The sequence below is a fragment of the Cupriavidus sp. 96C5-1 genome (assembly GCF_057798855.1).
This window is the reverse complement of record NZ_JBYOJU010000067.1, coordinates 1-16,128: the sequence shown is the minus strand read 5'-3', so window position 1 is coordinate 16,128 and position 16,128 is coordinate 1. Positions and strand designations below refer to the sequence as shown.

The window sequence follows — 16,128 nt, the reverse complement described above, 5'->3', positions numbered from 1 at the left end:
GTAGACTTCACGGCCTGCCCGCGCCATGCCTGGCGCGCCGGCAAGTCCGCGGTCCTGGTTTCCGGTTTCTGGTTATTGAGTTAAGTCGAGTCGAAGCATGCAAGCAGCACAACAAGGATGGCGCCGGTTTATCCCCCTCGCCTGCGCCGTGGCGATCTGGGGCGGCAACTGGCCGGTCATGAAGCTCGGCCTGACCCACGTCAGCCCGCTCTGGTTTGCCGCCGCGCGCTTCGTCTCGGCGGCGGCCATCAGCTTCCTGGTGCTGGGCGTGCTGGGCCGGCTGCGGCTGCCGACGCGGCAGGAATGGCCGCTGGTGCTCGGCGTGGGCCTGCTGCAGATGGCGGCTTTCACGGCGCTGGCGCTGTGGGCCTTGCAGTATGTGCCGCCGGGGCGGGCCTCGGTGATCGCCTATGCCACCTCGGTGTGGGTGATTCCGCTGTCGTCGCTGGTGCTCAAGGAACGGCTGTCGCGCCCGCAATGGATTGCCACCGGCCTGAGCTATGCCGGCATTGCGCTGATGGTGGCGCCGGCGCTGCGCGACTGGCAACTGCATACCGCGGTGGGCCTGGTGATGCTGCTCGGCGCCTCGCTGGCCTGGTCGCTCAGCATTATCCAGTTGCGCGCCAACCGGACGGTGCGGCTGGGCGCCGACATGATTCCCTGGGAAACGGCGGTGGCATCGGTGCCGCTGGTGGTGCTGGCGCTGCTGCGCGACGGCGCGCCCCACTTCCTCTCGATGCCGGAGATCTGGCCGCTGCTGTTCTACACCGGTCCGCTGGCTACCGCGCTGACTTTCATCGTGGTGCTGAACATGACGCAGGCCCTGCCGCCGGCGGCGACCTCGATCGCCATGCTGTGCGTGCCGCTGATCGGGCTGATCGTGTCAGCCGTGGCCTTTCAGGAGCGGATCTCCGCGGATCTGTCGGCCGGGCTGGCCTTGATCGCGCTGGGCGTGGCCACCTCCGCGCTAGCCCCCTGGCTGGGGCGGCGCCTGCCATGGCGCAGCGCATGAAGCCGCCGCCGCGTTACAAGTAGACACAGTTGTATTGCGCCGCTAATACCTGGCAAAGGCGCGCCGCATTACAGTGGAGGCCACCACTAACCGGAGTCGCCCGTGCGGAAAATTGCCACCCTTTGCACCCTTGCCGCAGTAGCCGGCCTCGCTTCAAGCGCCGCCTTTGCTCGCGTGGATGTGGATATCGGCATCGGCGTGCCCGGTCCGGTCTATGTTGCCCCGGCCCCGGTCTACCAGCCGGCGCCCGTCTACCGCGCCGCGCCGGTCTACGAGCCCGCGCCCGTCTATGTCGCGCCGCAGCCGGTGGTAGTGGGGCCCGGCTATTACGGGCCTGGCTACTACGGCCCCGGCTGGCGCCAGCGCGAATGGCGCGAGCGGGAGTGGCGCGAACACGAGCGGCGCGACCGGGATTGGCATGATCATGATCACGGCCGTGGCCGCGGCCGCGATCGCGACTAGCTCCGCTGATACTGCCGCGCGCGGCGCGGCCTACGCCTGGCTGGCCCGCACCGCCTGCCGCAGGCGCGCCACCCCTTCCACGATCTGCTCGTCCGACGCGGTAGCGAACGACAGCCGCAATGCGCCCGAAGGCGCGCCGTCCACGCCAAAGCTGGCGCCCGGCACATACATCACGCGCGCCGCGATGGCATGCGGCAGCAGGCTGGCCGCATCGTCCACCCCTTCGATCCCGCACCACAGGAACATGCCGCCTTGCGGCATTTCGCTGCGCAGGGCTGCGCCGAACGTGTCGGCCAGCGCCTGCGCCATCAGGTCCCGCTTGCGGCGGTAGAGCGCAATGATGCGCGCGGTCTGCCGGGCCAGCAGGCCATCGGCCAGGCAACTGGCCATGGCCAGCTGCAGCCACGGCGAGGTGCACAGGTCCGACACCTGCTTGGCGATCACCGCGCGCCGCAGGATCTCGGCGGGACCGGCCATCCAGCCCAGCCGCAGCCCGGGCGCCATGGTCTTGGAGAAGCTGCCCAGGTAGATCACCCAGGGCGCCAGCGCGGCATCCTGCGCGGCCAGCGACAACAGCGAAGGCAGCGGCTCGCCGTCGAAGCGCAGGCTGCCGTAGGGATCGTCCTCCACCACCACGATGCGATGCCGCGCGGCCAGCACGAGCAGAGCGCGACGGCGATCCAGCGCCAGCGTGCGCCCGCTCGGATTGGCGAAGGTGGGCACCAGGTAAAGCAGCCGCGGGCATTCTGCCTCGCTGCAGCCGGCCAGCATGGCGGCCAGGGATTCCACGCACAGCCCGTCGCGGTCGGAAGGGATGCCGCGCACCGCCGCGCCGGCCAGCCGCAGCGCCTGTACCGCGGCGGGATAGGTCGGCGTTTCCACCCACACCGGCGTACCGGGCGCGACCAAGGCCTTGACCAGCAGCTCGAAGCCCTGCTGCGAGCCCGAGGTCACCACGATCTGCTCGGAGGGCAGGGGCGCACCGCGTTCGGCCATCAGCGCCGACAGTTCGCGCCGCAGCGCGGCCATGCCTTCGGTCGGACCGTATTGCAGGCACTGCGCCGGGTCGGCGGCCATGACCGCGCTGGCCGCGGCCTGCAGCGCGCCGGCATCGAAACTGCCGGGAGACGGATAGCCGCCCGCGAAGGAGATCATCCCCGGCAGACTCATATAGGGGAACAGCTCGCGGATGGGCGAGCCCTGCGGCTCCCGCATGGCCGGTGCAAAGGCGTACGGATGGACTGGCGTGCTCATGGGATGCTCGCGGTGAGTGTTGAAGGCGTGGCGGCGGCGGCGAAGGTCAGGCAAGGCCGGCTACGTGCCCCGCGCGCCCTGCGCGCACGGGACCCGCCGTCCGTCGTATCAGTCGACCGTGGCGCCGGACAGCTTGACGATCTCGCCCCACTTGCGGCGGTCGTGCTTGACCAGCTCGGCGAACGCCTCCGGCGTATTCGGCGCCAGCTCGGCGCCCTGCTCGCGCAGCTTGGCCTGGATGGCGGGATCGCTGGTGGCGCGGGCCAGGTCGCGGCTGATCTTCTGCGCCAGCGCGGTGGGCAGGCCCTTGGGAGCGAACAGGCCGAACCAGGGGCTGGCGTCGAAGCCTTCGACCGGCCCTGCGGCAGCCACGGTCGGCACATTGGGCAAGGCGGCGGAGCGCCCGGCCGAGGTCACCGCCAGCGCCTTGAGCTTGCCCGAGCGGACGAACTGGATCGAGGCCGGCAGGTTGTCGAACATCACGTCCACGCTGCCGCCCATCAGGTCCGCCAGCGCCGGGCTGCTGCCCTTGTAGGCGACGTGGCTCATCTGCGTGCCGGTCATGCGCTGGAACAGTTCGCCGGCCAGGTGGGTGGAGGTGCCGTTGCCGGCCGACGCCATATTGACTTTGCCGGGATTGGCCTTGAGGTAGGCGATGAATTCCGCCAGCGTCTGCACGCGGGCGCGCTCGGCGAAGGCCGGCGACACCACCACCACATTGGGCACCTTGGCGACCAGGGACACCGGCGTGAAATCCGCCACCGCGTCATAGGGCAGCTTCTTGTACAGCGTGGGATTGATGCCGAACTCGCCTACCGAGCCCATCAGCAGGGTGTAGCCGTCGGCCGGCGACTTGGCCGCCACCCCGGTGCCGACGATGCCGCCGGCGCCGGGCCGGTTGTCCACCAGCACAGGCTGCTTCCACATCGCCGTGAGCTGGTCGCCGATCATGCGCGCCACCATGTCGGTGGTGCCGCCGGCCGGGTACGGCACGATGATGCGCACCGGCTTGTTGGGAAAGTCTTCCGCGCTGGCGGTGGCCGCCGCGAGCAGGCCCAGTGAAATGCCGCAATGGCCGATGATGCGAAGCAGTGGCTTCATGCCGGTCTCCTCGTTTCCTTATGGTTGTGATGTCCCGTCTCTTGGGGGGCGGGGGACACGGGAATCCCAAGTGCAGTATTCCCGGCGTACGGCATTTTTAGTCATCAACTTTTTTCCATCAAGCGAGTTTTACGCATAGGATGATGACTTTTATATATCAACGTGGAGCCGATCCAGCGACGACGGCTCCATCGTCCCCGCCGCCCCCCGCCCCGAGACCATGAGCGCCTCCCGCATTCCCAGCCTGAGCAGCCTGCGCGCTTTCGAAGCCGCGGCGCGCCACCAGAACCTGCGCCGCGCCGCGGCCGAGCTATGCCTGAGCGAGAGTGCCGTCTCGCGCCAGATCGCCACGCTGGAAAGCCAGCTTGGCGTGGCCCTGTTCCACCGCGCCAACCAGCGCGTCAGCCTGACCCCGGCCGGCTCGCTGTACGGCGACCAGGTGCGGGAGAGTCTGCAGAAGCTGCAGCGCGATACGCTGGACATCATGGCGCACGAGGGCGCCGGCGGCATCGTCGAACTCGCCTGCGTGCCGACACTCGCGGTGGAATGGCTGATACCCCGCCTGCCTGCCTTCTACGCGCAGCACCCGCAGGTGGTGGTCAATTTCAGTGCGCAAGCGGATGTGTTCCTGTTCGATGGCACGCCGTACGACGCCGCCATCCACTACGGCGAAGCCAACTATCCGGGCGGCCGGGCCGATCCGCTGTTCGACGAGGAGTCGGTGCCGATCTGCCACCCGGACTTCTTTGCCGGCGAGACCGTGACCGCCGAACGCATCGCGCAGGCACCGCTGCTGCATCTGTCGACGCGCCGCCTCGACTGGAAGAACTGGATGGAAGCGGCTGGCGTTGGCGACGTCAACGCCATGCGCGGCACCCGCTACGACCACCACAGCATGGTCATCAGCGCAGCCCGCGCCAAGCTGGGCGTGGGCCTGGTGCCGCGTTTCCTGGTGGAGGAATACCTGGCGCTGGGGCTGCTGGCGATGCCGGTGGCGCAGGCCATGCGCTCGCAGCGCGCCTATTACCTGGTACTGCCGGACTCACGCCCGGTGAGCGATGCCATGTCGCGCCTGCGCACATGGCTGCTGGCGGCGGCGCGGGATTTCGCCGCGCGGCAGGCGGCCCGGGCGGGAACAGCACCGCCAGATTTAATCAAAAAATTTGAATGATGGATACGATACACGGCTAAGTATCGTTGATCTGCCGGATCTATCCTTTGTCACATGGAGACACAGCATGTTCTCCCGATTTCAACAAGGCAGATCCATCATGAACATCACCACCGCCCGCCTGCTGCTCGCTGCCGTCATCGCCGGCACCGCCCTGCTCTCGCTGAACTCCGCCTTTGCCGCCGACGCGCGCGGCACCCACGCCGGCGACGACTACGGCTATGTGCACCGCTCGTCCGATCCCTATACCGGCGGCGCGCGCAAGGCCGATGCCTTCAGCGGCGGCGCCCGCACGCTGCTCCAGGACTACCCCTTCGGCTTCGCCGTATGAACGGGACGAACCGGCTGCACCGGACGACGAGGGCGGCAGCGTGCCGCCCTGCGCCCACGGCAGACCACAGGAATCCATCATGACCGTCAAAGACAGTGCCCTGATCCTCGCCGGATGGATTGCCGCCTGCCTGGGCAGCGGCTACCTCGTGAGCTTTGCCGCGCAGGCGCTGCAGCGCTGAGCCAAACGCAGGCACATACCGGCACAATGCGCGCTTGCCGCGCCACCGGACAGGGCCGCTTCGCCTCGTTTCCCTGGCGGTCACCCCTTCGCGTTGGCCGCCTCCAGCACTTCCGCCAGTTTGCGCCCCGCGTCGAGCGCGGCCGGAAAGCCGCAGTACACCGCGCTGTGCACCACCAGTTCGCGCAACTCCTGCGGCGTCACGCCATTGGCCAGCGCGCCGCGCAGGTGCCCCGTCAGTTCCTGCGGCCGGTTGAGTGCGATCAGCATCGACACCGTAGCCAGGCTGCGCTGCTTGCGCTCGAGCCCGTCGCGCGTCCATACCGTGCCCCAGGCGAATTCCGTCACCAGTTGCTGCAGGCCGACATCGCCTTGCTGTTGCGCGGCGTCGAACGCGCGCTGCACGTATTGCTCTCCCATGACTTCCGAGCGGACCTGCCGGCCGGCTTCGAAGGCTGGTGTTTGCGCGTAGGCGGCGGGATCCTGCTTGGCTTGCGTCATCTTGCGTCTCTCCTGGGTTGGCCCGGGCATTGGGGAATGCCTTGCCACGCCCAAGCGTGGCAAGGCGGCGACCCGCTGGGCCGCCAGGAGATTTTCGCCGGTTTACGGATGGGATTGGGTGGCGGGCACGCCGCCAGCGTCACGGCCCCTGCTCGTCAGGTTCCCGCGCAAAACCCGCTTCGCGGCGCGCAATGGCGCTGGCCAGCCCGAACTCCATGGCAAACAGCAGGATCAGCGCGAGCATGGCCAGGGCGCCGATCGCCAGACGGTAGTAGATCCACATAGCGGCAAGACGGATGATCCGACAGCGTTTTTCCTGTCTGCAGGGTAGGTTCTGCGGCGTCAAAATGGCGCATAGACGACCAGGGTGGGGTGCAAAAAAGCCGTCAACGCGGGGCTTGCTGCGTTTGGCGGGGATTCCGCCAATCGTCCGCAGCCATACCGATTCGAGCCGGATTTGATCTGGATCCTGGCACGTGCCCGGCGCCGGTGCCATGATGGTCCCGGTGGCCGCCCCCGGACCTGCGCCGGCAGGCGGTGCCATGCCGACAACCATTGCAGCCCAGCCAGGAGATAGCCGCCATGACCAATATCGTGCTCGCCACCGACGGTTCCACCTTTGCCGATGCCGCCGCCCGCTTTATCGCCGAAGGCAAGCTGCTGCAAAGCGGCTTCACCGTGCATGTGGTCCATGTGACCCCGGATGTGACCGGCCAGGTGCGCGCCTTCGTCAGCAAGGACACCATCGATGCCTGGCATCAGGAAGAAAGCGAGAAGGCCATGAAATCGGTGTCGGACATCCTCGCCGCGGCCGGTATCGCCTTCGAGCGCCACGCGCTGCACGGCTTCGCCCCGGAGCGCATCGTCGCCTATGCCGCCAGCGTGGACGCGCGCGGCATCGTCATGGGCACGCACGGGCGCGGCTCGTTCTTCGATGCGGTGATTGGTTCGGTGGCCGGACGGGTGCTGGCGCATGCGCCGTGCCCGGTGGTGATGGTGAAGGCGCCGGGCGTCAAGTAGGCGCGGGCGGGCGCCCTGGCGGCGCCCTGTTGCAATGCGTCCGGCCTTACACCGGCCAGAGCGGCGGCTCGTCCATCAGCGCGACCTGCTCGCGCAGCTCGAGGATGCGGTCCTGCCAGTAGCGGGCGGTGCCAAACCAGGGGAAGGCCGCCGGGAAAGCGGGGTCGCGCCAGCGGCTGGCCAGCCAGGCGCTGTAGTGCAGCAGGCGCAGCGTGCGCAAGGCCTCGATCAGGTAAAGCTGGCGCGGGTTGAATTCCGCGAAATCCTCATAGCCGGCAAGGATGTCCGCCATCTGGCCCTGCTGCGCGGCGCGCTCGCCTTCCAGCAGCATCCATAGATCCTGCACCGCCGGACCCATGCGGCTGTCGTCGAAGTCCACGAAATGCGGACCGGGCGGGCGCGTGCCGGCCTGGCCTTCTTCGATCCACAGCACGTTGCCGCGGTGGCAATCGCCATGCAGGCGCAGCAGCGGCAACTCGCCGGCGCGTTCGTAGCAACGGCGCACGCCTTCGATGGCGAGATCGGCCACGGCCTGCCAGGCCGGCCGCAGCTCGGCCGGGATGCAGCCCTGCGCCAGCAGCCAGTCGCGCGGAGCCATGCCGAAGGTGTCCACGTCGATGGCCGGGCGCGCCACATAGGGGCGCGTGGCGCCGACCGCATGGATGCGGCCGATAAAACGGCCGAGCCAGGTCAGCGTGTCGGCACGGTCCAGCTCCGGCTCGCGCCCGCCGCAGCGGGGAAACACCGCGAAGCGGAAACCGGCATGCGCCAGCAGCGTGGCGCCGTCGCGCGCGATGGCCGGCACCGCCGGAATCTCGGCGTCGGCCAGCTGCTGCACGAAGGCGTGCTCTTCCAGGATGGCGGCGTCGCTCCAGCGGCCGGGACGGTAGAACTTGACCACCACCGGCGCGCTGCCTTCGAGGCCAGCCTGCCAGACCCGGTTCTCGTAGCTGTTGAGCGCCAGCAGGCGGCCGTCCGGCTCGAAACCGGCGGCCTCCATGGCGTCGAGTATCAGGTCCGGCGTGAGGCTGGCATAGGGAACGCCGCCGTCGCCGGCGGCCTCGCCAGGCGCCAGGCCGCTGCCGTTACCTGGACCCGGCAGATCGAAGCCTGAACTGGACATTGCGCGTGGCCGCCTTATCGAGGATTGACGCGTGCATCAACGCGTGGGCTTGGCGCGATTGCCGCCCAGCAGCGCTGCCTGCGGCGCCGGACGGCGTCCCCGGGGGGCTGCATCCTGGCCGATGCGCGGCTGCGCGGCGTGGGTGTCGACCCCGGCACGATTGCCGTTGACCTGGCGATTGCCGTTGGCCTGGCCACCGTTGCCGGCAGCGCGATTGCCGTTGCTGCCATTGCCCTGGCCGTTACCCTGGCCATTACCCTGACCGTTACGGGGCGCGCCCTGCCCGGCCTGGGCCGGACGGCTGCCGCCCTGGGCAGTACGCTGGCCCTGGGCGGGACGCTGGCCCTGACGCTGGCCTTCGCCCGCTGCCGGCGCCTGGCTGCGGCCCTGCGGGGCGCGGGCCGGACGCTGCGGGCGTTCGCCGGCGTCCTGCGCCGGTGCCCTGCCGCGCGGCTGGCCGCCGCCGGCGGGTGCCTGGCCGCGGCCACGGCCGCCACCACCGCCACCGCCGCCATTACCCTGGCCGCGTGCCTGCCGGCCCTTCTGGATCGGCTCGGCCGGGATGCTGGGATCGACTTCGAAACCCGGCAGCACGGTTTGCTCGATCTGGCGCTTGATCAGGCGCTCGATGTCGCGCAGCAGCGTGGCTTCATCCACGCACACCAGCGAAATCGCCTCGCCCTCGGCGCCGGCGCGGCCGGTACGGCCGATACGGTGCACATAGTCCTCAGGGACGTTGGGCAGGTCGTAGTTGACCACGTGCGGCAGCTGGTCGATGTCGATGCCGCGCGCGGCGATATCGGTAGCCACCAGCAGGCGCAGCGTGCCGGCCTTGAACTCGGTCAGCGCGCGCGTGCGCGCCGACTGGCTCTTGTTGCCGTGGATCGCCAGCGCCGACAGGCCTTCCTTGTCGAGCTGCTCGGCCAGCCGGTTGGCGCCGTGCTTGGTGCGGGTGAACACCAGCACCTGGTGCCAGTCGTTCTCGCGCACTAGGTGGGCCAGCAGTTCGCGCTTGCGCTCGCGGTCGACCGGGTACACGCGCTGCGCCACGGTCTCGGCGGTGGTATTGCGGCGCGCCACTTCGATCGAGGCGGGATTGTCCAGCAGGCGGTCGGCCAGGCCCCGGATCTCGTCGGAGAAGGTGGCCGAGAACAGCAGGTTCTGGCGCTTCGGCGGCAGGACGTTGAGGATCTTGCGGATGTCGTGGATGAAGCCCATGTCGAGCATGCGGTCGGCTTCGTCGAGCACCAGCATTTCCACGTGCGACAGGTCGATGGTGCGCTGGGACAGGTGGTCCAGCAGGCGGCCGGGCGTGGCCACCACGATATCGACGCCGCGCTTGAGCTGTTCGATCTGCGGGTTGATGCCCACGCCGCCGAACATCACCATCGAGCGCAGCTTGAGGTACTTGCCGTAGTTGCGCACGCTTTCCTCGACCTGCGCCGCCAGTTCGCGGGTGGGGGTCAGGACCAGCGCGCGCACCGGCAGGCGCTGTCCGCGTACGGGTTCGCGGCCAGCCGAGGATTCGGACAGCAGTTGCAGCAGCGGCAGCGTGAAACCGGCCGTCTTGCCGGTGCCGGTCTGCGCGCCGGCGAGCAGGTCGCCTCCCTTCAGGATGGCGGGGATCGCCTGCGCTTGAATCGGGGTCGGCGTGGTATAGCCCTGTTCGGCCACGGCACGCACAAGCTTGTCGGACAAGCCAAGTTCGGAAAAAGACATGAATTGACGCTTCGGCCGCCCTTTGCGCATGTGGTGCGCCAATCGCGGGGGCGACGTGAGTGAGAAAACCGAAAACCGGACAAAGCGACCGGCGAAGCGAGGCGACTGCCCCCGCTTCTTTGGAGGAAAGAGCGCTAGTGTACCAGCCCGGCGCGTCAAGGCGCGCGCGCCCGCGCCAAGGGGCGCCGGCGACGCTGCGCTATCATGGCGGCCAGCCACGCTCCGGCCCCGCCTGGCCGTGCCCCCGCGGGCGCGGACAAGCCCGGCCCCAGCCCCGTCCCCGCCCCCCGGATGCCGACACGATGCGGTTCAGGTTCATAGAAGACCAGGAAGTCACCCTCTTTACGGCCATCCCGGTAGGGATCGCCGCCGCCATCGTCACCACGCTGTTCAAGGAAGCACTGGACGCCAGCGGCTATGTGATGTTTGGCACGCATGCGGACATCGTCACCGTCTTCGCGGGACTGGCGCTGGCATGGCGGGTGGTGATCCCGACGCTCGGCGGCATGATCGCCGGCCTGCTGCTGACCGCCGCGGCCCGGCTGAACGCGGCCAAGCCCGGGGTTTCCGACTATATGGAAGCGGTCGCCAGCGGCACCGGGCGGCTGCCGGTACGCATCACCCTGCTGCGCGCGCTGTCCTCGTTCTGCTCCATCGTCACCGGCAGCTCGGTCGGCAAGGAAGGCGCGATGATCCAGCTGGCGGCGCTGTGCGGATCGGTATTCCCGTCGGCGCGCGCCGGCGCGGGGCCCGATGGCGACACCAATCTGCGCCGCATGCTCACCGCCTGCGCGGCCGCGGCCGGGCTGGCCTCGGTCTATCACACGCCGCTGTCGGCCGCCGTGTTCGTGGCCGAAGTGGTGTTCGGAGCAGTGGCGGTGCAGCGGCTGATGCCGCTGTTCCTGGCATCGGTGGCGGGCACCGTGGTCAGCCAGCTGCACGGCGGCCTGCAGCCGCTCTACCCCGGCCTGACCGTGCCGTCCGACCTGCTGCACCCGCCGATGCTGCTGGCCGCCGTCTTGCTGGGCGTGCTGGCCGGCGTGGCGGGCGCGCTCTTCATGCGCGCCTCGAGCCTGGCCAAGGGCGCCTTTGCCCGCCTGCCGGGCGGCCTGGTGCCGCGCCTGGCGCTGGGCGGCACCCTGGTCGGCGTGCTGGCGGTCTGGGTGCCGGAAGTGGTTGGCAACGGTTACTACACCATCCAGTCGATCCTGATGGCGCATCCGCTGAGCGTGCCGCTGGTGGGCGTGCTGCTGGCCAAGCTGCTGGCCACCGTGCTCAGCATGGGTTCGGGCGCGGTGGGCGGTGTGTTCACGCCCTCCCTGTTCATCGGCGCCGCGCTGGGACAGCTGCTGGCGCCGGCCGTGCCGGGCGGCAGCGGCGCGCCGCTGCTGCCGCTGGTGGGCATGTGCGCGTTCCTGGCCGCCACCAGCCAGGCGCCGCTGATGTCGGTGCTGATGGTGTTCGAGATGACGCTGGCGCCGGCATTGCTGCTGCCCGGCATGATCGGCGCGGCGGCGGCCTACTACACGGCCTCGCGCTGCCAGACCCTGTCGCTGTACAGCGTGGTGGCCGAGCGCACGCAGGCCTCGGCCGCGGCCGCGCGCGCGCGCGCGCTCACGCTGGCCGGGCTGTGCGAGCCCACCGACACCACCATCGGCCCGGACGCCACGCTGAACGAGGCCAGCGACAAGTTCGCCGAGACCGGCACGCGTTACCTGTATGTGGTCGGGGCCAATGACTGCCTGCTGGGTGCGCTGTCGATCCACGCCGTGCAGCGCGCACTGCGCGAGCAGCCGGGTGCCGACCTATTCGCCTTGTGCGAACGCGACTTTCCCACGCTCACCCCCGAGTCGCATCTGCCCGACGCGCTGCAGCTGTTCACCCATCACGCGCTCAACCGCATTCCCGTGATCCGCGATATCGCCGGGCGCGAGCTGATGGGCACGGTCTCCAAGCGGCGTGTGCTGCAGGAAGCATCCGGGCTCTTCTAGGCCAGTGCGGCCAGCGGGCGAACGGGTAGAATGGCGGGTTGCCCGGCCCGCGCCGCGCACACTGCCCGCCCCGTGGCACGATGCGCGTAGACTGGCCGGTACGCTGCTTGCCGCCCACGCCGCTTGCCGTCCGGGGCGCCGGCGCAGCCGGGCAAGCTGCATCGCCCCCGATTCCCGAACCGTTTTCGCCGGAGCCTCCATGCCAGCCAACCGTGCCGCGCGCCCTGCCCTGCTCGCCCGGGCCACCCTGCTAGCCGCATCGCTCGCCTTGGGCGCGGCGCTGCTGCCGGCAACGGCGCAGGCCCAGCAGTTGCTGCGCGTGATTCCGGCCGACGCGGCCAAGGCAAGACTGGTGCTCGCCGCGCCGTCGGCAGGCGCGCCGCAGTCGGCAACGCTGGACGGCAAGACCGTTGGCGTGGCGCCCGGGCTACGCCTGTTCGGCACCGACAACCAGTTGCTGGCCATCGGCGCGGTGGCAGGCCAGAAACTGCCGGTGCGCTACAAGCTCGACCTCTACGGCCAGTTGCTGACGGCCTGGGTGCTGAGCGAGCAGGAACAGAAGGCAGCCCAATGATCGTCGTCCGGGCCATGGCAACCCGCCCTGGCACCGGACGGTTTTAGTCCCCCAAACCCTGATGCCCCCAGGTCAACCACTGAGATCGGCACCATGAAAAAAATCTTCGTCAAAACCTACGGCTGTCAGATGAACGAGTACGACTCGGACAAGATGGTCGACGTGCTCCACGCCAGCGAAGGCCTGGAAAAGACAGACAACCCCGAAGATGCGGACGTGATCCTCTTCAACACCTGCTCGGTACGCGAGAAGGCGCAGGAGAAGGTGTTCTCCGAACTCGGCCGCATGAAAGCGCTCAAGGCGCTCAAGCCGGACCTGGTGATCGGCGTGGGCGGCTGCGTGGCGAGCCAGGAAGGCGCGGCCATCGTCAAGCGCGCGCCCTATGTCGACGTGGTGTTCGGCCCGCAGACGCTGCACCGCCTGCCCGACATGATCAGCCGCCGCCGCCAGACCGGCCATTCGCAGGTGGACATCTCCTTCCCCGAGATCGAGAAGTTCGACCACCTGCCGCCGGCGCGCGTGGAAGGCCCGAGCGCCTTCGTCTCCATCATGGAAGGTTGCTCCAAGTACTGCAGCTACTGCGTGGTGCCCTACACCCGCGGCGAAGAAGTCTCGCGCCCGTTCGAGGACGTGCTGGCGGAAATCGCCGGGCTGGCCGGACAGGGCGTGCGCGAAGTCACGCTGCTGGGGCAGAACGTCAATGCGTATCGCGGCGCCATGGGCGGCACCAGCGAGATCGCCGACTTCGCGCTGCTGATCGAATACGTGGCCGAGATCCCCGGCATCGAGCGCATCCGCTACACCACCAGCCACCCCAAGGAATTCACGCCGCGCCTGATCGAAATGTACGAGCGCTGCCCGAAGCTGGTCAACCACCTGCACCTGCCGGTGCAGCATGCGTCGGACCGCATCCTGATGGCGATGAAGCGCGGCTACAGCGTGCTGGAATACAAGAGCATCATCCGCAAGTTGCGCGCGCTGCGCCCGGACATGTCGCTGTCGTCCGACTTCATCATCGGCTTCCCTGGCGAGACCGAAGCGGACTTCGAAAAGCTGATGGCCATGATCGAGGAGATCGGCTACGACACCTCCTTCTCCTTTATCTTCAGCCCGCGCCCCGGCACGCCGGCGGCCAACCTGGCCGACGACACGCCGCAGGAGGTCAAGCTGCGGCGCCTGCAGCGCCTGCAGGCCACCATCGAGGAAAACGTGCAGCGCATCAGCCATGGCATGGTCGGCACGGTGCAGCGCATCCTGGTGGAAGGCCCGGCGCGCAAGGACCCCACCGAGCTGCACGGCCGCACGGAGAACAACCGCGTGGTGAACTTCGCCCTGCCGGGCGTACCCCAGGCCAGCCGCGACCGCCTGGTCGGCGAGATGGTGGATGTGGCCATCACCGAAGCCTTCCCGCACTCGCTGCGCGGCGAGATCGTGGTGCGCCAGTAATCCAGTCCAGGCCCGCCTGCCGGCTGCCGCCGGCAGGCGGTGCGCCCGAAGCGAACGCCAGAAGCCGCCATCCGTTCCCAGATGAAAATTCCCTCAGCCGAATTCGTCGCCCCCAAGGACGACAACGCCCGCCTGCAGAACCTGTGCGGGCCGCTTGACGAAAACCTGCGCCAGATCGAGCAGGCGCTCGACGTCACCATCCAGCGCCGCGGCCACCGCATGACAGTGCGCGGCGCCTACGCCCGCGACGCCGCCGCCGCGCTGGAGCACTTCTACAACCAGGCCCGCACCGCGCTGTCGATCGACGACGTGCAGCTCGGCCTGGTCGAGGCGCGCCAGGTCGCCGCGCACGGCACCTATGTGCCGGATGGCGCCACCGCCGAGGCGGACGCCTTCGAGGACGAATCGCCGGTGCTGCACACGCGCCGCACCGGGCTGCACGGACGCACGCCGATGCAGCGCGACTACCTGCGCAACGTGCTGTCGCACGACCTCACCCTGGGCATCGGTCCGGCCGGCACCGGCAAGACCTACCTCGCGGTGGCCTGCGCGGTGGACGCGCTGGAACGCGACGCGGTCAAGCGCATCGTGCTGACGCGCCCGGCGGTGGAAGCCGGCGAGCGCCTGGGCTTCCTGCCCGGCGACCTGGCGCAGAAGGTGGATCCCTACCTGCGCCCGCTGTACGACGCGCTCTACGACCTGCTCGGCTTCGACCGCACGCAGAAGATGTTCGAGCGCCAGATGATCGAGATCGCGCCGCTGGCTTATATGCGCGGACGCACGCTGAACCACGCCTTCATCATCCTGGACGAGGCGCAGAACACCACGCCCGAGCAGATGAAGATGTTCCTGACCCGGATCGGCTTCGGCTCCAAGGCGGTGATCACCGGCGACACCACCCAGATCGACCTGCCGCGCGGCCAGAAGAGCGGCCTGGTGGAAGCGCAGCACGTGCTGCGCGACGTGCGCGGCGTGGCCATGACCCGCTTTACCAGCATCGACGTGGTGCGCCATCCGCTGGTGGCGCGCATCGTCGATGCGTATGACGAATATCACGCCCAACACAGGGATGCTTAATTGAACGCCAACACCTCCCCCGCCAGCCTGATCCTGTTCGACGCCAACGGGCGCGCCCGCAAGACCCAGGCGCACGCCGTGCGCGTGCAGCTGCCCGACGGCCGCAGCATCACCGTGGACCTGTCCCAGGCCGCCGACGGCGTGCTCGCGCTGCTGGCCGAGCACACCGACGACCGCCAGCAGGCCGGCCTGCTGGTCCGCCCGGACAACCACGACGCGCTTTCCGTGGCCGTGACCGCCACGCCGACGGTCACCACCACCGGCACCCCCGCCACGCCGCCCGCGCTGGAACTGGCGCTGCAGTACGGCGACGGCATCAAGGGCCGGCGCGGCCTGCCGACCCAGCGCAAGGTGCAGACCTGGGTGAAGTCGGCGCTGTACGCCGACGCCGCGCTGACCATCCGCTTTGTCGGCGAGGAAGAAGGCCGCGGCCTGAACCGCAGCTACCGGGGCAAGGACTATGCGACCAATGTGCTGACCTTCGCCTACGCCGAGCATGAGACCGACCCGGTCAGCGGCGATATCGTGCTGTGCTGCCCGGTGGTGGAGCAGGAAGCCCGCGAGCAAAAGAAGACGCTCGAGGCGCATTATGCGCACCTGATCGTGCATGGTGTGCTGCATGCCCAGGGTTATGAGCATGAGGAGGATGCGGAAGCGGAGGAGATGGAGGCGATCGAGACGGAGACGCTGCAGGCGCTTGGGTTTGGGGATCCGTATTTGGAGCGCGGCAGGGTTGGGTGATTGGGGGCTTCTGCTCTACTCTATATTGCGTTTGTAGGGACCTGATTTGGGTTTGCAGGGCCTAAAGGCGGTGTTCTGTCAGGCCCTCGGGCACATGGAGGTGTCACTTTTCTTTACTCGTAAAGAAAAGTAACCAAAAGAAAGCGATCCTTGCAGGAGGCTGGCGTGTCGGGCTTGCTGGCTTTGCGGATTCGTGGTGGGCGCGACAGTTCTAATAAACTGCTGGCGCTACCGGCACGAACGGCGTTGCCACTACGAATGACGGTGGTTTCAGTGTACGACCCCTGAATGACAATCTCGCTTGCCCATTCAGGCATCTGCCGTTACCAGTTTATATGGCCACCCGATCATGAACGGCATTGGTTTCGTCGTGGGCGCGGTGGCTCCAGATTGGGGGCGCTCGCCTCAAGCCGGGGCCACCGCGC

17 protein-coding genes are annotated in these 16,128 nt (G+C 68.6%); 10 read left to right on the top strand and 7 right to left on the bottom strand.

All coding sequences use genetic code 11. The features are described from left to right. The first annotated feature begins 97 nt into the window (after positions 1-97). Both AC3FOF_RS41180 and AC3FOF_RS41175 read left to right on the top strand, forming a co-directional pair. Positions 98-1,012, top strand: a complete 915-nt coding sequence (locus tag AC3FOF_RS41180; protein ID WP_035809294.1) for a DMT family transporter — start codon at positions 98-100, stop codon at positions 1,010-1,012. Positions 1,013-1,114: 102 nt separating this feature from the next. Beyond that, on the top strand, positions 1,115-1,474 hold the full coding sequence (locus AC3FOF_RS41175; protein ID WP_488729935.1) for a hypothetical protein: 360 nt from the start codon (positions 1,115-1,117) through the stop codon (positions 1,472-1,474). A 30-nt stretch (positions 1,475-1,504) separates the two neighbouring features. Here the strand turns inward: AC3FOF_RS41175 and AC3FOF_RS41170 are convergent, their stop codons facing one another. Continuing rightward, positions 1,505-2,728, bottom strand: a complete 1,224-nt coding sequence (locus AC3FOF_RS41170; RefSeq protein ID WP_488729934.1) for an aminotransferase-like domain-containing protein — start codon at positions 2,726-2,728, stop codon at positions 1,505-1,507. A gap of 108 nt (positions 2,729-2,836) precedes the next feature. Continuing rightward, complete coding sequence (locus AC3FOF_RS41165; protein ID WP_276266869.1) at positions 2,837-3,829, bottom strand: Bug family tripartite tricarboxylate transporter substrate binding protein; 993 nt, start codon at positions 3,827-3,829, stop codon at positions 2,837-2,839. Between the two features lie 220 nt (positions 3,830-4,049). On the opposite strand from AC3FOF_RS41165, the gene AC3FOF_RS41160 reads away from it, so the two are divergent. Beyond that, positions 4,050-5,000, top strand: coding sequence for a LysR substrate-binding domain-containing protein (locus AC3FOF_RS41160; protein ID WP_276266870.1), 951 nt, complete (start codon positions 4,050-4,052; stop codon positions 4,998-5,000). Between the two features lie 100 nt (positions 5,001-5,100). Next, positions 5,101-5,331, top strand: coding sequence for a hypothetical protein (locus tag AC3FOF_RS41155; RefSeq protein ID WP_035814491.1), 231 nt, complete (start codon positions 5,101-5,103; stop codon positions 5,329-5,331). A gap of 261 nt (positions 5,332-5,592) precedes the next feature. Here AC3FOF_RS41155 and AC3FOF_RS41150 read toward each other — a convergent pair whose 3' ends face one another. Beyond that, a complete protein-coding gene (locus AC3FOF_RS41150; RefSeq protein ID WP_017228903.1) occupies positions 5,593-6,012 on the bottom strand; it encodes a carboxymuconolactone decarboxylase family protein in 420 nt (139 codons plus the stop codon). A gap of 139 nt (positions 6,013-6,151) precedes the next feature. After that, a complete protein-coding gene (locus AC3FOF_RS41145) occupies positions 6,152-6,556 on the bottom strand; it encodes a hypothetical protein (protein ID WP_488729933.1) in 405 nt (134 codons plus the stop codon). A gap of 38 nt (positions 6,557-6,594) precedes the next feature. Here AC3FOF_RS41145 and AC3FOF_RS41140 point away from each other — a divergent pair, with 38 nt between their 5' ends. Beyond that, entirely contained in the window at positions 6,595-7,032 is a 438-nt protein-coding gene (locus AC3FOF_RS41140) for a universal stress protein (RefSeq protein ID WP_017228905.1), read from the top strand. A gap of 46 nt (positions 7,033-7,078) precedes the next feature. On the opposite strand, the gene AC3FOF_RS41135 is transcribed toward AC3FOF_RS41140, so the two are convergent. Continuing rightward, complete coding sequence (locus AC3FOF_RS41135; RefSeq protein WP_488729932.1) at positions 7,079-8,155, bottom strand: serine/threonine protein kinase; 1,077 nt, start codon at positions 8,153-8,155, stop codon at positions 7,079-7,081. A gap of 36 nt (positions 8,156-8,191) precedes the next feature. Then, entirely contained in the window at positions 8,192-9,874 is a 1,683-nt protein-coding gene (locus tag AC3FOF_RS41130; protein ID WP_488729931.1) for a DEAD/DEAH box helicase, read from the bottom strand. Between the two features lie 302 nt (positions 9,875-10,176). On the opposite strand from AC3FOF_RS41130, the gene AC3FOF_RS41125 reads away from it, so the two are divergent. The 5 genes from AC3FOF_RS41125 to ybeY all read left to right on the top strand — a co-directional run bounded on the left by AC3FOF_RS41125 (position 10,177) and on the right by ybeY (position 15,703). Continuing rightward, on the top strand, positions 10,177-11,865 hold the full coding sequence (locus tag AC3FOF_RS41125) for a ClcB-like voltage-gated chloride channel protein (RefSeq protein WP_488729930.1): 1,689 nt from the start codon (positions 10,177-10,179) through the stop codon (positions 11,863-11,865). Between the two features lie 199 nt (positions 11,866-12,064). Further along, on the top strand, positions 12,065-12,439 hold the full coding sequence (locus AC3FOF_RS41120; RefSeq protein WP_488729929.1) for a hypothetical protein: 375 nt from the start codon (positions 12,065-12,067) through the stop codon (positions 12,437-12,439). Between the two features lie 93 nt (positions 12,440-12,532). Continuing rightward, complete coding sequence (gene miaB / locus AC3FOF_RS41115) at positions 12,533-13,885, top strand: tRNA (N6-isopentenyl adenosine(37)-C2)-methylthiotransferase MiaB (RefSeq protein WP_017225643.1); 1,353 nt, start codon at positions 12,533-12,535, stop codon at positions 13,883-13,885. A gap of 81 nt (positions 13,886-13,966) precedes the next feature. Continuing rightward, positions 13,967-14,962: a PhoH family protein gene (locus tag AC3FOF_RS41110; RefSeq protein ID WP_488729928.1), complete on the top strand. Its 996-nt coding sequence runs from the start codon at positions 13,967-13,969 to the stop codon at positions 14,960-14,962. Then, a complete protein-coding gene (ybeY, locus tag AC3FOF_RS41105) occupies positions 14,963-15,703 on the top strand; it encodes an rRNA maturation RNase YbeY (protein WP_488729927.1) in 741 nt (246 codons plus the stop codon). It abuts the gene before it with no gap. 113 nt (positions 15,704-15,816) lie between these two features. On the opposite strand, the gene AC3FOF_RS41100 is transcribed toward ybeY, so the two are convergent. Then, positions 15,817-16,020: a hypothetical protein gene (locus tag AC3FOF_RS41100; protein WP_488729926.1), complete on the bottom strand. Its 204-nt coding sequence runs from the start codon at positions 16,018-16,020 to the stop codon at positions 15,817-15,819. Between the last annotated feature and the right edge of the window lie 108 nt (positions 16,021-16,128).

Excerpts from the sequence above, each read along its gene's own strand:
- AC3FOF_RS41160 (WP_276266870.1), top strand. The coding sequence starts at position 4,050 with ATGAGCGCCTCCCGCATTCCCAGCCTGAGCAGCCTGCGCGCTTTCGAA.
- AC3FOF_RS41155 (WP_035814491.1), top strand. The coding sequence starts at position 5,101 with ATGAACATCACCACCGCCCGCCTGCTGCTCGCTGCCGTCATCGCCGGC.
- AC3FOF_RS41180 (WP_035809294.1), top strand. The coding sequence starts at position 98 with ATGCAAGCAGCACAACAAGGATGGCGCCGGTTTATCCCCCTCGCCTGC.
- AC3FOF_RS41165 (WP_276266869.1), bottom strand. The coding sequence starts at position 3,829 with ATGAAGCCACTGCTTCGCATCATCGGCCATTGCGGCATTTCACTGGGC.
- AC3FOF_RS41135 (WP_488729932.1), bottom strand. The coding sequence starts at position 8,155 with ATGTCCAGTTCAGGCTTCGATCTGCCGGGTCCAGGTAACGGCAGCGGC.
- AC3FOF_RS41150 (WP_017228903.1), bottom strand. The coding sequence starts at position 6,012 with ATGACGCAAGCCAAGCAGGATCCCGCCGCCTACGCGCAAACACCAGCC.
- AC3FOF_RS41120 (WP_488729929.1), top strand. The coding sequence starts at position 12,065 with ATGCCAGCCAACCGTGCCGCGCGCCCTGCCCTGCTCGCCCGGGCCACC.
- AC3FOF_RS41130 (WP_488729931.1), bottom strand. The coding sequence starts at position 9,874 with ATGTCTTTTTCCGAACTTGGCTTGTCCGACAAGCTTGTGCGTGCCGTG.
- AC3FOF_RS41145 (WP_488729933.1), bottom strand. The coding sequence starts at position 6,556 with ATGGCACCGCCTGCCGGCGCAGGTCCGGGGGCGGCCACCGGGACCATC.
- AC3FOF_RS41125 (WP_488729930.1), top strand. The coding sequence starts at position 10,177 with ATGCGGTTCAGGTTCATAGAAGACCAGGAAGTCACCCTCTTTACGGCC.
- AC3FOF_RS41140 (WP_017228905.1), top strand. The coding sequence starts at position 6,595 with ATGACCAATATCGTGCTCGCCACCGACGGTTCCACCTTTGCCGATGCC.
- miaB (WP_017225643.1), top strand. The coding sequence starts at position 12,533 with ATGAAAAAAATCTTCGTCAAAACCTACGGCTGTCAGATGAACGAGTAC.
- AC3FOF_RS41110 (WP_488729928.1), top strand. The coding sequence starts at position 13,967 with ATGAAAATTCCCTCAGCCGAATTCGTCGCCCCCAAGGACGACAACGCC.
- AC3FOF_RS41170 (WP_488729934.1), bottom strand. The coding sequence starts at position 2,728 with ATGAGCACGCCAGTCCATCCGTACGCCTTTGCACCGGCCATGCGGGAG.
- AC3FOF_RS41100 (WP_488729926.1), bottom strand. The coding sequence starts at position 16,020 with ATGCCTGAATGGGCAAGCGAGATTGTCATTCAGGGGTCGTACACTGAA.